Source organism: Pontibacter lucknowensis (assembly GCF_900156415.1).
Taxonomy (GTDB): domain Bacteria; phylum Bacteroidota; class Bacteroidia; order Cytophagales; family Hymenobacteraceae; genus Pontibacter; species Pontibacter lucknowensis.
The window spans coordinates 394,961-410,223 of the sequence record NZ_FTNM01000001.1 but is presented as its reverse complement, the minus strand read 5'-3'; the positions used below and the strand labels follow the sequence as shown (position 1 = coordinate 410,223).

At 42.5% G+C, this 15,263-nt stretch carries 7 protein-coding genes; all 7 read left to right on the top strand.

Annotated features, from left to right (window positions below):
* Positions 1-2: 2 nt before the first annotated feature.
* The 7 genes from BW972_RS01760 to BW972_RS01730 are packed head-to-tail and all read left to right on the top strand — an operon-like array spanning position 3 to position 15,215.
* Complete coding sequence (locus BW972_RS01760) at positions 3-392, top strand: hypothetical protein (RefSeq protein WP_076420672.1); 390 nt, start codon at positions 3-5, stop codon at positions 390-392.
* A complete protein-coding gene (locus BW972_RS01755) occupies positions 382-4,041 on the top strand; it encodes a DUF6079 family protein (protein ID WP_076420670.1) in 3,660 nt (1,219 codons plus the stop codon). The genes BW972_RS01760 and BW972_RS01755 overlap by 11 nt, the downstream gene beginning before the upstream one ends.
* A complete protein-coding gene (locus tag BW972_RS01750; RefSeq protein ID WP_143731803.1) occupies positions 4,011-7,709 on the top strand; it encodes an AAA family ATPase in 3,699 nt (1,232 codons plus the stop codon). Before BW972_RS01755 ends, BW972_RS01750 begins: the two co-directional genes overlap by 31 nt.
* Before the next feature lie 8 nt (positions 7,710-7,717).
* Positions 7,718-10,363, top strand: a complete 2,646-nt coding sequence (locus BW972_RS01745; protein WP_083674046.1) for a DNA methyltransferase — start codon at positions 7,718-7,720, stop codon at positions 10,361-10,363.
* A gap of 2 nt (positions 10,364-10,365) precedes the next feature.
* Positions 10,366-13,146, top strand: a complete 2,781-nt coding sequence (locus BW972_RS01740; protein WP_076420666.1) for a helicase-related protein — start codon at positions 10,366-10,368, stop codon at positions 13,144-13,146.
* Positions 13,139-14,602, top strand: a complete 1,464-nt coding sequence (locus tag BW972_RS01735) for a PglZ domain-containing protein (RefSeq protein WP_076420664.1) — start codon at positions 13,139-13,141, stop codon at positions 14,600-14,602. The genes BW972_RS01740 and BW972_RS01735 overlap by 8 nt, the downstream gene beginning before the upstream one ends.
* Positions 14,595-15,215, top strand: coding sequence for a hypothetical protein (locus tag BW972_RS01730; protein WP_076420662.1), 621 nt, complete (start codon positions 14,595-14,597; stop codon positions 15,213-15,215). Before BW972_RS01735 ends, BW972_RS01730 begins: the two co-directional genes overlap by 8 nt.
* Positions 15,216-15,263: the final 48 nt, after the last annotated feature.

Sequence of the window (15,263 nt, the reverse complement as noted above, 5' to 3'; positions counted from 1 at the left end):
TATTGGAAAAAGCTATATATAAGCCGATTGTTACAGGTAACCTTATTGATAATCAAGGCTGTGCTATTGATTTGGGAAAAACAATAGCTGCCTATATTGAAGGACTTCCCAGTCGTTCCAGACTGGCCTTAAAAGTGAAGGACTTTGTGGATAAACTACTACAAAGTGCTGGCCACCTCATTGTCCTCCGTAACCCCGGTGTTCTGCTTGAAGAAGAGCTAAAGCTTGATGTTGCTCGCCTATTGACAGATCATGCCAGAAACAACACATTAATTTTGGAATGGAAAGGATACATAGATAATAATACCCTTTACTTTCTTACACATCATCACGGAAAGAAGATAGACCTGTCTGCGATAGGTTTTGAATACAAACAGACTTATGAAGTATAAAGATTTAATACAGTTCGAGCCTATAAATGAAGTAGTTAAATTTAGCAGAACTACTGAAGCCGCTTACCAACAGTCACTCATCAGGTCTTATGTTTTCTCGAAGGCGCTGAGAGATGCTTTGCTGCCGCTAATTGTCAAAAACCTAGACTATAATCGTGAAGGTGAGTCGTTTGGCATTCAGGTAGTAGGAAACTATGGTACCGGTAAATCGCACTTGATGTCACTGGTGTCTTTAATTGCTGAGAATGAGCAGCTGCTGGATCTTGTAAATGAAGAAAAGTCCCGACAAAATTTAAAAGCCATCGCAGGCAAGTATAAGGTGCTGCGTTTTGAACTAGGCCACCAAGAAAGCCTTTGGGATGTTGTTACCTACAAATTAGAGACCTTCTTGGAAGAACTGGGTGTGGTCTTTAGCTTCGACGGTCACGGTCCTAAATCGTACTTTGAGAAAATTCAGCTGATGATGGCTGAGTTTGAAGAGAAGTACCCAGACAAGGGACTGCTTATCGTAATTGATGAGATGCTGTCTTACCTGAAGGGAAGAAGTGAACCTGCAAAACTTAACAGCGACCTGCAGGTTTTGCAGGCACTGGGGCAAGCAGCGGACAAGTCTAAATTCAAGATTATGTTCGGTGTACAGGAAATGATCTACCATTCGCCAGAGTTTCAGTTTGCTGCCGATATGCTGTCGAGGGTAAAGGACCGCTATAAAGACATTACCATAACAAAGGATGATGTGTCGTATGTGGTGAAAAATAGGCTGCTGCAAAAAACGGAACACCAGAAGCAGCAGATCAAAGATCACCTAGACCCTTTCCTGAAGTTTTTCAGCGATATGCATGGGCGCACACAAGACTATATCGAACTGTTCCCCGTTCATCCAACCTACTTCGAGAACTTCGAGAGGATCCGAATCGGTAAGAGCCAACGAGAAATTCTGAAAACCCTTTCGAATCAATTTTCAGAGTTGTTGGAGCAAGATGTGCCAAAGGATAACCCCGGACTATTGACTTATGACCACTACTGGAAAGACTTAAACTCGAGTCAGGACTTGATGGCAATTCCAGATGTGCGGAAAGTGAAGGAAGTAACTGATACTGTTCATGATAAAATTGAAACGCACTTTACTGGAGTAAGAGCAAGTAAGAAAGGTATCGCTTCCCGCATTGCAAATGCATGTGCTATAAAAATACTGCAGCACGATCTGAATAAGCAGAATGGCACAACCCCTGAGCATTTAGTTGATGATCTGTGTTTGACAGATAAATTAGCTGATGACCGTGATTTCCTAATGGATATAATGGGGGCTGCAGCACAGCAGCTAATCACTGCAACTTCCGGGCAATACTTTGACAAAAACCCAGAAAATGGTGAGTACCATCTAAGAATTGAAGGCGGTGTAAACTTTGATCAAAAGATCCGGGACTATGCTGCCACGATGTCTGATGCTCAGAAAGACGAATATTTCTTTAAGTTCCTGGAAGTAAACCTACCGCTGCACCACGATACATACCGCAATGGGTTCAAAATATGGGAGCACTCACTGGACTGGAAATCGCACAAAACTTTCAGAGAAGGCTATATCTTCTTTGGCAATCCAAACGAGAAGTCTACTACCCAACCGAGGCAGCACTTCTATATGTACTTCATGCCTATTTTCGATGATACGAAAAAGCAGCGCAACCATGAGCAGGATGAAGTTTACTTTGTCATGGACGGCTTGTCCAGCGAGTTTAGGGAAGCAGTAACACAGTACGGCGCTGCACTTGCACTCGAAGTAAGAGCAGATACTTCACAAAAGCCTATTTATAAGCAAAAGATACAGGAGCTTAATAAAAAAGCCCGTGATCTTTTTGAGCAGGAATACCTGCAGGTTACCAAGGTAGATTACCGAGGCAAAGAACTACCCCTTAATGGGTATACGCTACCAGGTGCCGGTGCAACGAAAGAACGTATTTTCTCGGAAGTAGCTTCTGTTGTGCTAGAGCAATGGTTTTCTGAAGAAAGCCCATATTATCCAAAGTTTAGTCAACTGATCAGCCCAGTAGCAAAAGAGAATTATCTACGCCTAATAAAGCAGGCGCTGTTTAAAATTAGCAATCCGGAGCAAGCAAACCGAGACGGAGAGGGAATTTTGAACGGTCTAGGGCTATATGTGCCGGGTGGACTAGATTACAGCCATTCCCCTTACGCCAAGAGCGTGTTGAAAATGTTGAAAGACAAAGGGGAAGGCAAGGTGCTAAACCGCGACGAAATACTGGAATGTATTTGGTTAGAAACTAACCTTTGGGTGTCCCGCGACTTCCGAGTAGAAGCAGAACTAGAATTCCTGGTGCTGGCTACACTAGCTGCCTTAGGTGAGATAGAGATCAATATCTCATCAAGCAAAACCATTAATTCAGGTAACCTGCACGAACTTAAGAACCTGGTTCAAGAGGATTTCTTTGCCTTTACTCATATTAAGGAGCCTAAGGGACTGAATGAAGCCGCACTTAAGGAAATGTTTGTTGGGCTGTTGGGTAAAGACCTAAGCAAGCAGCTGAAAGACCCTAATACCTATGTGCAGCTGGTACATGCCGCCAAGGAATGGGCGGAGCGGGCCGTAAAAGCCGAGAATAAGATCAAAGGAGGGCTGCACCTGAAAGGAGTGGAAATCATCTCTGACGACGAGGCGGCTAAGATGAGTAGAGATTTTAAAGCCTTCTCTGGTTTCTGCGACAAGGTAGCCAACTACTCTACAGAGGCTAAAATGAAGAACTTCCAGTTCTCTGTTGATGACATCAAAAGAATACTGGAAGCAAAGCCGCTAATTGAAAAAGTAGAAAAGCAGCTGGAAGAGTTAAAGCAGTTTGAAACTGACATACACTATTTGCAGCAATGCAAGCAGTACGTTGTGGATGATGCCTTAAAATCTCAAATATCAACTGCTATTGCTGCGCTTGGCGAAAAACTGGCAAGCGGTAATCCGGCTACTATAGCTGCTTATAAGAATGAGCTAGAGCAACTGAAAACACAATATGCGGAAGAGTATCTAAAGCTGTATCTGAAATACAGAATCAGTGATGCGGAGCATACAAAGAAGCAGGCTCTGTTTGATTCTGATGAAAAAGCGATCTGTGACATATTGCAGGAGGCGGACTTTTTGTCTACAGCACAATACCAGGGCCTGATCCAGCGCATAAGCAAGTTAAAAGTTGCTGACCCGACAGTAAACAAAGCAACTATTCTCGAAGTGCCTTTCCATGATTTTAACCCACATGAGTATGTAGGGCAGCCAGTAGCTACAGTAAAAGAGCTACGCGCAGAATTAGAATTGTTGCTCGAAGAGTGGGAAACCAATTTAAAAGATATTCTGGAGGATCCGATTGTAAAGAAGCAGCACGATTTGCTGGATGCGCCTACTGCTAAGATGCTCAATGACTTTAAAACTGGTAACCTCAAGATAGACAAGCAGAATGCACTAAAGATCAGGAACACGATCAGCAGCTTGCAGAAAGGCCTTCAGAAAGTAGAGCTAAGTACCGAGTCCTTGAAAAATACTTTCAACAAGCCTTTAACTCCTGATGAAGCTATTGCGGCATTTAAAGCCTACATTGATGAGGTAAGCAAGGGTAAAGAGTGGGAAAAAATCAGAATCGTACTGAAATGAGAAATAACCGAAAGCATATTTCAGCCCGTTTGACGTGGCACAACGATGGTTGGAACGGGAAGGTTTGTCAAGACCCGGAGGCCAACGTTCATTGTACAGGGCAGTTTTCGTACCCGGGTGGGATGTACGAAAAGAAGCACTTACAAGCTACCCAATGCGTGAAGTATGCCGGAGGAGGGTGCAGCTCTATTCATAACAATTATATACCCCCATGTTCTTTCAGTATAAATGCTTTTGGTAAGGAGACGATCAAAGCAGAAACTACCTCACCAGAATGGTATAAAAATGCTGAAGTAAGGCAGTGGGATATGCCTCCTTCTACCATCAGTATTTGGCCTTATGAGGAGATGTACAATGAAGGTGACAAGAATGATGACGGCACTTTTAACTACGATAAAAGAATAAGCAATGTAAAGGCCTTTATCAATCAGGTAAAGGAAGAGTCATCGCTTATTTTCTACTATAGTAACTATAGCAATCCTCTTAGCCAGGATGATGCGAAGAACTACGTAATTGTTGGCCTTAGCCGGGTTAAGAAGGTCGGTGAGTTTATGGAGTACGAGAAAGCTACTGCTGAAGAGCGTAAAAGATATGCAGGAGCTTTCGTGTGGCAAATTCCCATTACTTCTAACTACCCCGAAGAAGGATTCCGGATACCATACCACAGGTATAAGGATAATGAGGAAGCCCTTCGGAAAATTGCTTTCTTTCCAGAGAATGATCGGAACTTCAAGTATGCCATGCGTCATATAACCGATGACGATGCCTTAGAGATTGTAGAGCGTGCGCTTGAGATTGTTGATGTACTGGAGAATGAGCTGAAAGATGACTCCGAAGATTGGTCTTTGAGACGTATCTGGTTGCAAAGCTTACTGGCAGAGCTTTGGCATAACAGAGGCCGCTATCCTGGATTACCCCATGTGCTCAACTATCTAAAGCTCCCTGAACTAATCAAATACTTTAAGGAGCAGACAGCCATAGACAAAGAAGAAGAAGCTTACCAGCAAATAAAATCTTTGCTTCTGGATTATGAGGATATTGAGGGGGTAACGCTAGATCAGATCCAGCTGGGCAATGCTTCTGACTTACTGGCTAGCAAAGAAGAAGCTGAGATAGAATTACTATTCGATATTCTTCCTCGTTTCGAATTAACAGAAGATCAGATAGGAAAGATTTTATCTGAGAACAGAGCGCAGAATGGACTTTATTGCTCTTTAGAGGAGCTTGTTAAAAATCCATACCTGTTGAGTGAGAGTTACGTGGGCGATGATCCGGATGATAAAATCTCTTTCTCAAAAATTGACCATGGTATGCTGCCACCACCCGACATGGGATTAAAGCAGCTTACTACAGCGGGTAGCCCAATTCGCTTCCGAGCACTTTGTGTCAATCAGTTGAAAGGGATTGGTTCACACACTTTTTCAGCAGCCGAGATTATTCTGGACAAGGTTAACAAGCACGTTACTTTCCTGAGTGACTGGCGAAAGTTTGAATTCACGCTCAGAAACTTTAAATCATATGCGGCTGAGCTTGATCAGGCTATTTATAGGAGAGAGGATGCTAACGGAAATCTATACCTATATCTGAACCAGGTATTTGCAGATGAACGGTTCATAGAAGCCAGAATACGGGAAATGGCGCAGCAGGAAATTGGTAACATTAAGAGCCCGGTTACTGAAAAAAACTGGTTCGACTATTTATATGATGCGAAGTCGGAGCTTGCCAAACAGAACCCTGCAGTTTACCAGGAGGCCGTGAAAGGCCAGGCTGAGGTGTGTGAAAAAATCTTTAACAAGGGGCTAAGTATCATATCCGGTGGCGCTGGTACTGGTAAGACAACCATCATTAAATCCATTATCAAAGGTATAGAGAAGGCCCATGGACAGGGAACATCATTCCTATTGCTTGCTCCTACGGGTAAAGCGGCGGATCGATTGCGTGAGCGAACGCAAAAGCCTGCGAAAACCATTCACTCCTTCTTGTCTGGGTTGAATTGGCTGAATAACAACTTTACCCTGAAACCAGAAGGAGGTAGGCAGGAAGAGAATACGCGCATATTTATCATAGACGAGTGCTCTATGATAGATCAGACGCTTATGGCTACATTGTTCAGAGCCATTAACTGGAACACCGTGCAGCGCATTATCTTGGTTGGTGACCCGAACCAGCTTCCGCCAATAGGTATAGGAAAAGTTTTTTCTGATGTGCTTAATTGGCTGGATGATGCGAATAAAGGTGAATTGAAAGTGAACTTGCGCCAGATGGAAAACAAGTTGCTAGGAAGAGGAACAGGTATACTGGATCTGGCTTCATCTTTCATTCAATCGCAACAAATATCCGCTGTTGATGGGGAGGTTGATGAAAATGAGCTAAGCGATTTGGCTGAGCAAAAGGCAGTAACTGTTGATCTATTAAAGCACATACAGGAACTAGACTTCACCGGTGACTTGAAAGACTTGAATGTTAAGTTCTGGGAAAATGAAAAGGAGCTGAAAAACATCATGTTCCAAACATTGGTGGAAGACTTGGAAGCAGAGTATGACTTGACCTACGACGAAGTACATTACTGGGAGTTACTGAACAAAGCTTTTGAACATCCTGATAATGCAGATGATAGAAAAGCTGACAAGTTCCAGGTGATTTCGCCCTATCGGTCTGAGGTGTTTGGCACAGAATCGCTAAATGTTTTTCTGCAAAGCAAGTTCAATAAAATTAAAGTAGAGAATCGTCAGTTTCTGGATGGTATAAGCCTTTTCGATAAGGTAATTCAATACCGTAACAGAACCAAATCAGATCCGATTTTCGCCTACTTACCTAAGACCAAAACAACCGAGAAGATCCAAATATTTAATGGAGAATTAGGTTTTACCAGACCCCATGGATTTGATAAGGGTAAAACAGGCTGGTCAAATTTTAGGGTGCAGCGCTTTGTGGTTAACCTAGAAAGCAGAGACGCCCACATACCAATGGGCAAAGAAATTGGTAATTATGTTACTGAGAAAGGATATAAGCGGAATCTACCGGAAGAAAAACCAGTGAATAACCTAGAGCTGGCTTATGCTATCTCGGTACACAAGTCACAGGGTAGTGAATTTAACTGGGTATACCTGGTTTTGCCGAAGAACAAGAAAGCACTGCTTTCAAAGGAGCTAATTTATACCGCCATTACCCGGGCAAAGACAAAGCTTACTATTTTTGCAGAGCAGGATATAGGGGCCTTTTTGCAGCTGACACGGCCAGAAGCCAACAGTCTTTCGAGAATTAACTCTTCTTTATTTGAGTTTAAGCCGCTTCCAAAAGAGTGGCTGGTGATGAACGATTGGTATGAAGAAGGTAAGATTCATGCCACGCTCTCTCAGTACATGGTACGGTCTAAATCTGAGGTGATCATTGCGAATATGCTGACAGAGAGGAATATCCCATTTAGGTATGAGAAACCACTGTTTGCGCCAGATGGCTCTTTCTACTTGCCTGACTTTACTGTGATGGTAAGAGGAGAAGAGTATTACCTGGAGCATGTGGGACGGCTTGACCTGCCGAAATACAAAGCGCATTGGGAAGAAAAAGAGCGATGGTACAACAAACACTTCCCGGGCAAGTTGCTGACCACCTACGAAGGAGGCACTCTCAGCAACGATATTAACAAAATTATCAAAGCACTTAGCTAAGTAGCACAATGGATCAATTAGGTATAGAAATAGAAACAAACAAAACAGTAACAGTTCTTGGTAAAACCTTCAACTCTGAAGGAGAGCGTAGGGAGTATTTCCGTAATGAGCTGCGGAAGAAACTGCCCGATTTGAAGCAGCTAGAAGGTTTTCCTATTGGGGAGGATGAAGATATTATTAACCTTTCTGATCCACCATATTATACTGCCTGTCCAAACCCTTGGCTAAATGACTTCATTGCAGTATGGGAAGAGGAGAAGAAGGACTTGGAAATACAAGGCAAGCGAAGTGTCGAATTTGAAGTTGATGTGCCTTACGCTAAAGATGTAAGTGAAAGTAAAAAGAACCCTATATATGATGCGCATAGCTATCACACAAAAGTACCGCACCCTGCTATAATGAAATTTATTTTGCACTATACTCAACCTGGGGATATAGTGTTCGATGGATTTGCGGGAACTGGAATGACCGGAATTGCATCTACTCTTTGTGGGACTAAAGGACAAACAATAAGAACTAGACTCGCAAAAGTAGCTGAAAGAGATATTATTTGGGGCAAACGTAGGTTCATTAGTAATGATCTTTCACCTATTGCTACATTCATTAATTATTGCTATAACTCTAAAGTTGATTTAGTTGAATTATATAATGAATGCCAAATTGTTGAAAAAGAGTTAGAAGAAAAGATAGGATGGATGTACCACACTATTTTTGAGGGTAAGAAGATACAATTTGACTACGCAATATGGAGTGATATTCTAATTTGTAATAACTGTAGTGCAGAAATGAATTACTGGGATGTTGCAATAGATTATGATAATAAAGTTCTTAAAGATATACTTGAATGTCCGTCTTGTAGTAATGAAAGTCCTAAAAAGGATCTCAATTACAAACTAATTACAACATTTGACAATGATGTTAAGCACCCTGTTACAAAGCGAGAATCATATCCTGTACTGATTAAAACTAAGCAAGGAAAAACAATTCTAAAAAGGGTAGCACAGGATGATTTAGATTTATTGGAAGAAATAAGTAATAAGCCATTTACTGAGTGGATACCAACAAACAAAATCCTGCCTGGCGATAAGACTTCTGAACCTAAAAGAGCAGGAATTGAATACGTACATCAGTATTTTACGTCAAGAAACTTGAGAGCCTTATCAATCCTGAATGGATTGATTGAAAAGTCAAAATATCCGCTTCATCTAAAATTTTTATTAACAGGTATGATTCAGCGATCATCTCTCATGAATCGTATTCACATTAAAAACTTTTTTTATGGTGGCGGTGGCTGGAATGCTGGGATAATGAAGGGTACAATTCATATACCTTCCATACCCATTGAAACCTCGATTCTAGAGCAGTTCAAAAGTAGAGTAAAGAGCTTAATAAATGCAAAGAAAGAAATAAATGAAGCCAATGGTGCTATACAAGTTTGTTCATCTACGAATATAGGCTTGAAAGACAACTCTGTGGATTACATATTCACAGATCCCCCTTTTGGTGCGAACATTATGTACTCTGAGTTAAATTTCATTTGGGAATCATGGCTCAAGGTTCACACAAACAATGAGAAAGAAGCAATTGAGAATAGATCTCAGAAGAAAACTCTAATAGATTATGGCAATTTAATGTTATCCTCATTTCGTGAGTTTTATAGGATTTTAAAACACGATAAATGGATGACTGTTGAATTCTCGAATACGAGTGCTGCTGTTTGGAATACGATTCAGAATGCTTTGATGCAGTCTGGGTTTGTAATTGCAAGTGTTACTGCACTAGACAAAAAACAAGGAGGTATGCGTTCGATTTCCTCTCTCACAGGGGTGAGACAAGACCTTATAATTTCTTGCTATAAACCATCATTAGAATTTAACGAAAGCTTTCAGAAACATCAATATTCTGATGTAGGTGTATGGGATTTTGTAGAAGAGCATTTACTTCATTTGCCAGTGCACTTGGTAAAAGAAAATTCAACTTCTGTTATAATTGAACGAAATCCTAAAATACTCTTTGATAGATTAATTGCATTTTATGTCCAGAGAGGTTTACCTGTGCCTATTGATGCAGGTGCTTTTCAGAAAGCGTTGAAAGATCGTTTTATTGAGCGGGATGGTATGTTCTTCACAAATGAGCAAGTGCAAGAGTACGATCGAAAGAAAGCTGAAGTTCCAAACTTCGTGCAGCTTTCTATCTTGGTGTCGTCGGAGCAGGATGGTGTATTTTGGTTAAAGAATCAATTACAGGAAAGACCGCAAACTTACCAAGAAATTCAACCTAAATGGATGCAAGCTCTGGCCGGTGTACGCAAAGGCGATATTATACCTGAGTTGTTAGCTATACTCCAAGAAAATTTTCTAATAGACGATGCTGGCAACTGGTACGTAGCTGACCCAGAAAACGAAGTAGACTTGGAAAAACTACGCACTAAGCGTTTGCTCAAGCAGTTCGAAGCCTATAAAGAGCAAGCATATAAACCAAAAGGAAAGATCAAAGAATCCAGAGTAGAAGCCTTGCGTGCCGGTTTCAAACAATGTTACCAAAATAAAGACTTCCAAACCATTGTGAAAGTAGGGGATAGTATTCCTAGCAACCTGCTGATGGAAGACGAAGTGCTGTTGCAGTTCTACGACATTGCTAGTTCCCGTGTATAGATATGCTTTATAAAGGAAAAGCTGTTGAAGTACTCGGCACCAAAGAGGTTTTTGGCGAACAGGTTGCCTGGATACGAATACTGGAAAATAACGATTTTAAACAAGTAGCATTGGAAGAGCTGGAACACAGCTCTTCCAATTTTTCTTTAGCACACCTTCGTTTCATAGCCATTGCAGCTAAGATAAAAGACGAGGTAGCCAAGAAGAACATACTGGCCCCCTACGAAAGCAGTCTTATCCCATTGCCACACCAGATACTGGTGCTGGAGAAGGTAATGCAGTCTACCCAAAACCGCTTTTTGTTAGCCGATGAGGTAGGTATGGGCAAGACCATTGAGGCAGGTCTTATCCTAAAAGAGCTTAAGCTGCGAGGCGATATTAAGCGCATTCTGGTCATCGTGCCTAAGTCGGCCATGCTGCAGTGGCAAAGTGAGCTAAAAGAGCACTTCAATGAAGTGTTCCACATCTACGATTCGGAGCTGATTACATCCCTTGCCCGCACCTTTTCCAACATCAACGCCGATCAGGAATTTAACTTCTGGGAGCAACACAACCAGATCATCGTGTCTACCGATGCCCTAAAGCCGCTTGAACGAAGACAAGGCTGGCCACAAGAGCGGATAGACGAGTACAATAAGTACCGCATGGAAGCGGTGCTGAATGCTAATTTCGACCTGGTGGTAATAGACGAGGTACACAAGATGGGAGGAGCCAATCAGCTTGTTTCCCGCTATTTGCTGGCCCAGGCGCTTTGCAATACCGTACCTAATGCGCTTCTACTTTCCGCAACACCACACCGGGGCAAGTCAGACCACTTCAGACGAATACTACAGCTGCTCGACTCAGATGCTTTTGCAAGCGAAGAGCTGCCTGAAATAGCAGAACTGGAGCCATACGTGATTAGAACAGAGAAGAGGTTGGCAGTAGACTACGAAGGCAACAAGCTCTTTAACGAAAGGGAAACCGAACGCTTTGATGTATACCTGGACGATGAACGGCACAGAAGGCAGAAAGCTCTTTACAATGCCGTTACCGATTATGTGATCAAAGGCTTTAACACAGCCAGACGCACCAATAACCAGGCAACAGGTCTTATCATGATCCTGTTTCAGCGGCTGGTTAGTAGCTCTACGGCAGCCATTTTATCGGCTATGCAAGGAAGGCTGGAAAGGCTGCGAAATGCTGAAGACGATGAGCTGGAAGATTACCAATCCGAATCAGATGCAACAGCTGATGAGCCGTTAGATACCTTTGATCTGGAAGGAGTGTATGCGAACAGCGCTGGGGCATTAGTAGATGAGGATAGTTTATTACAGCAACTGATAGCGCAAGCGCAAGAGTGCCTGAGGGTGGAAACAGATGCTAAAGCGGAAGCCTTCATCAGCAAGTATAAAGTGCTCCAGCAAGAGTATAGCAATCCTGATCTGAAGACAATCATCTTTACTGAATTCCGCACCACCCAAAAGATGCTAAAAGAGTTGCTGGAGGAAAGAGGGTATAGGTGTGCTATCATTAATGGTAGTCAGGAGCTGGATGAGCGAAAAGCAGCTTTAGGCAAGTTCCGCAACCAGGCCCAGATACTGATTGCCACTGATGCTGCCGGCGAATCACTCAATATGCAGTTCTGCCACATCATCTTCAACTACGACCTGCCCTGGAACCCTATGATGATAGAGCAGCGAATAGGCAGGGTAGACCGTATCGGACAAAAGCATAAGGTGAAAGCCTACAATATGCTCACCGATAATAGCGTAGACCAGCGGGTGTACGAAGTCATAGAGGAGAAGCTTACTAACATCATAGAGCAGTTAGGTATAGACAAAACATCCGACGTGCTGGATTCTGCCATAGACCTGAAAAAGGTAAACAAGCTATATTTACAAAGCCTGCTTGACCCAACCAAGTTTGAGTTTGCTGGTGATAAGTGGCTTAATGAAATTAAGGGCAAGCTAAGAGACTACCAAAGCACAGAAGGTATACTGCCCAAAGTACAGGAAAGCGAAATAGAGTATAAGAAAGCCGCAGATGTAAAGCACAGCCCACTACCTGTTTGGCTGGAAGACTTGTTGGTACAGTATTGCGCCATCCACAACGGTAAAGTCGAGCGAAACCTGGCAGGTATCTATGATATACAGCTTAATGGGCTTAAGCAGCGTGTGACTTTTGAGCAGGAACTAGCCCTGAGCGAACCAGGCGTAGAGCACCTTACCTTACAGCACGATACCATCAGACGTATTCTCAGCGACATAAATGAGTATAACTATACCCATGGTATACCTGTGCTGAGGTCGCGCAATAACGATGAAACACCTGGTATCTGGAGTATATGGCAGATTTCTGCTCAAAATAGTGCCGAACGTAAAGTGATTTATCATAGCTATTTTGTAGCCGATAATGGCAAGATGTATGCTGCATACGCCAACGACATTTGGAATAGAATACTTTCTGGAAACCATCAGCTGGATCTGGTCGATGTTTGCAGCGCTGAAGGTATAGAATCGCTGATAACCCAGGAAAAAGAGGTTCTGAGGAGCTACCATTTCAATGCCTTCCAAAACCTGGAAGCTGACATGAGTGCCATGATGGAAGCCCGTAGAACCAAACGTGTAAAGTCTTTCGAATTTCAGGCCTCCCGGATCAACAAAATAGGTATAGAGAACATCCGTTTCTCTAAGCTGAAAAGATTGCAGGCTGAGCACGATAAGTGGCTTGCAGAATTTAAAGCGAGCAAGAAGGTTATACCTGGCGTGAAGCACCTTTTAAGTGTCCGGATAGATGGCTAATGCTTTTGTAAACCATATTGCGGAAGAGTTTCTCGCCTCACCTAAGCGACTAATATTAGTTCGTAACCCTGATGGCTTTCTACGAATGCCTGAAGTACAAAAGGCGCTGAAAGCCTATAGCATTAGGCTGTGTGATAAGCAAGGGATTGACCTGCGCATAGATTTCGAACTACGCTACAAAGCTACAGACCAGCAAGCAGATAAGACTGTATACCTTATCAGCAGCCTGGAAGCCATACTTGAAGACATTGCTTCTGAAGGCGAGTACAGGGTGTTTCATTTAGCAGATTATTTCCCGGAATATAACTTTAACTTCATTTCTGGTTGTAGCCTTTCAGACCTGAATCTACTCTTTGCTAACAAGCCATTAACAAACTTAAGCAAGCAGGAAACAGAAAACCATTTGGCTACCCTTAGGGCTACGGCTAATTCATTTGACCTAGGTGCTTTTAAGCAAAAAGCCGAAGTTTTGCTGGGCACTATACCTATAGATTGGTATCAGGTAATTGAGCTGTTGTCTGATGCGCTAGTACAGACAGTAGGTACAGCCCAAGCTGAGCAAGTATGGCTAGTTGTGAACCAAGCAAACACATCATTTCAGGAAGAGCTTTCAGTTTCTTTTAAGTCATCGCTCAATTCCAGCCCAATTAAACGGCCCCAGGTAGTTTCCAGAATCCTGCCGCACTTATCATTCAAACACACTAAAGACAAAATTGCGCTCATTGTGGTCGATGGTATGGCCTATTGGCAATACCAGTTGCTACGCGACAGCCTTGAAGATGGTCTGAAGTTGGAGGAGGGAGTTACTTACTCCTGGATACCCTCCATAACCCAATTGTCAAGACAAGCTATCTTTCGAGGCGATGCTCCAACTTCTAGCTACGAGCAGAAACCAAAGAATGAAGAAAATCTGTGGCATAGCTTCTGGAAGAGAAAAGGAATTAGCCCGACTTCTATCAGGTATAGTCATGATACAGTAGAGCCAATTGACTTGGATAAGGTAACAAAGTATGCACTTGTGTTTAAGGAGCTGGATGACAAAATGCACAGCTCTTCCGACTATGTTGATCTGAAAAGCCTGACAGAGAACTGGCTTGCAAAAGAGAAAATCAGTAATGCTATCAATACGTTGCTAGAGCTTGGGTTCATCCTCTTCCTGACCACTGACCACGGCAACATACAGGCACAAGGCTGGCGCTCTCTAAAAGACAGAGAAAAATTAGGCACTACTAAAACCGGTAGCCGCAGCGCCCGTCATTTAGGGTACTCTGACCAATGGCTGGCAGAAGATTTTATTAAACTAAATGCCGATATTGCACCTTCCGTTGCCTACGATGGTAAGGGCATTTATTTTAAAGACACATTAAGCTTTTCGAACGAAGAAAGCCTTGTTACGCACGGGGGCAGCCATATCCTGGAAGTGCTGATCCCCTTCGTAAAGATTACCCATGGATAAGAAGACGATAGATATAAACCAACGGATTCCTTTACACATACTTGAAGTTGCCTTAAAAACTTATTTAAGCGGCAACTACACAAGTAACTATATCATTGAGCAACTAAGATTAGAGTTCACTGGTGAGAACAGGCTTAGGAAGGCTGCCAGAATTGTAGATAAAATTATAACGCGTAATCCATTAAACAATTGGTTGCTTGCTAACCGGGATGAACTGCAGGTTGCTCTGAGTAAGAAGAGCGACCGGAATCTTATTATAATTGCACTTCTCAATACTGCTTTCCCTTTCTCATATGATGTGCTGCGCACTTTTGGGAAATACTTCCTGGCGCAAGACGTCATAAGCACGGAGTCCATCAGGAAAAGTATAGCGAGTATCTACGGCAGTAACAGAGCTACCGATAACGCTATATACAGTATAGTGCCTATGTACCTAGATGCAGGTCTTTTCAAGCGTAAAAAGTTAGGGGTATATGAGTTCTTAGATCCCGTGCCTTATACTTTCCCAGTATCCAAGCAGCTATACATTGAGTCTTTTAAAGAGAGTTTATCAATAGATGAACTTCAAGATTATCAGTTGATGGATCCTTATTTTAGGTTTGTTGAGGTATAAGCCTTCCTATGAACAATAAAAAAAACGCCTTTAACATATAGCTAAAGG

What these genes read in the sequence shown, in the direction of transcription:
- BW972_RS01745 (WP_083674046.1), top strand. Translation starts at nt 7,718, where the DNA reads ATGGATCAATTAGGTATAGAAATAGAAACAAACAAAACAGTAACAGTT.
- BW972_RS01730 (WP_076420662.1), top strand. Translation starts at nt 14,595, where the DNA reads ATGGATAAGAAGACGATAGATATAAACCAACGGATTCCTTTACACATA.
- BW972_RS01755 (WP_076420670.1), top strand. Translation starts at nt 382, where the DNA reads ATGAAGTATAAAGATTTAATACAGTTCGAGCCTATAAATGAAGTAGTT.
- BW972_RS01735 (WP_076420664.1), top strand. Translation starts at nt 13,139, where the DNA reads ATGGCTAATGCTTTTGTAAACCATATTGCGGAAGAGTTTCTCGCCTCA.
- BW972_RS01740 (WP_076420666.1), top strand. Translation starts at nt 10,366, where the DNA reads ATGCTTTATAAAGGAAAAGCTGTTGAAGTACTCGGCACCAAAGAGGTT.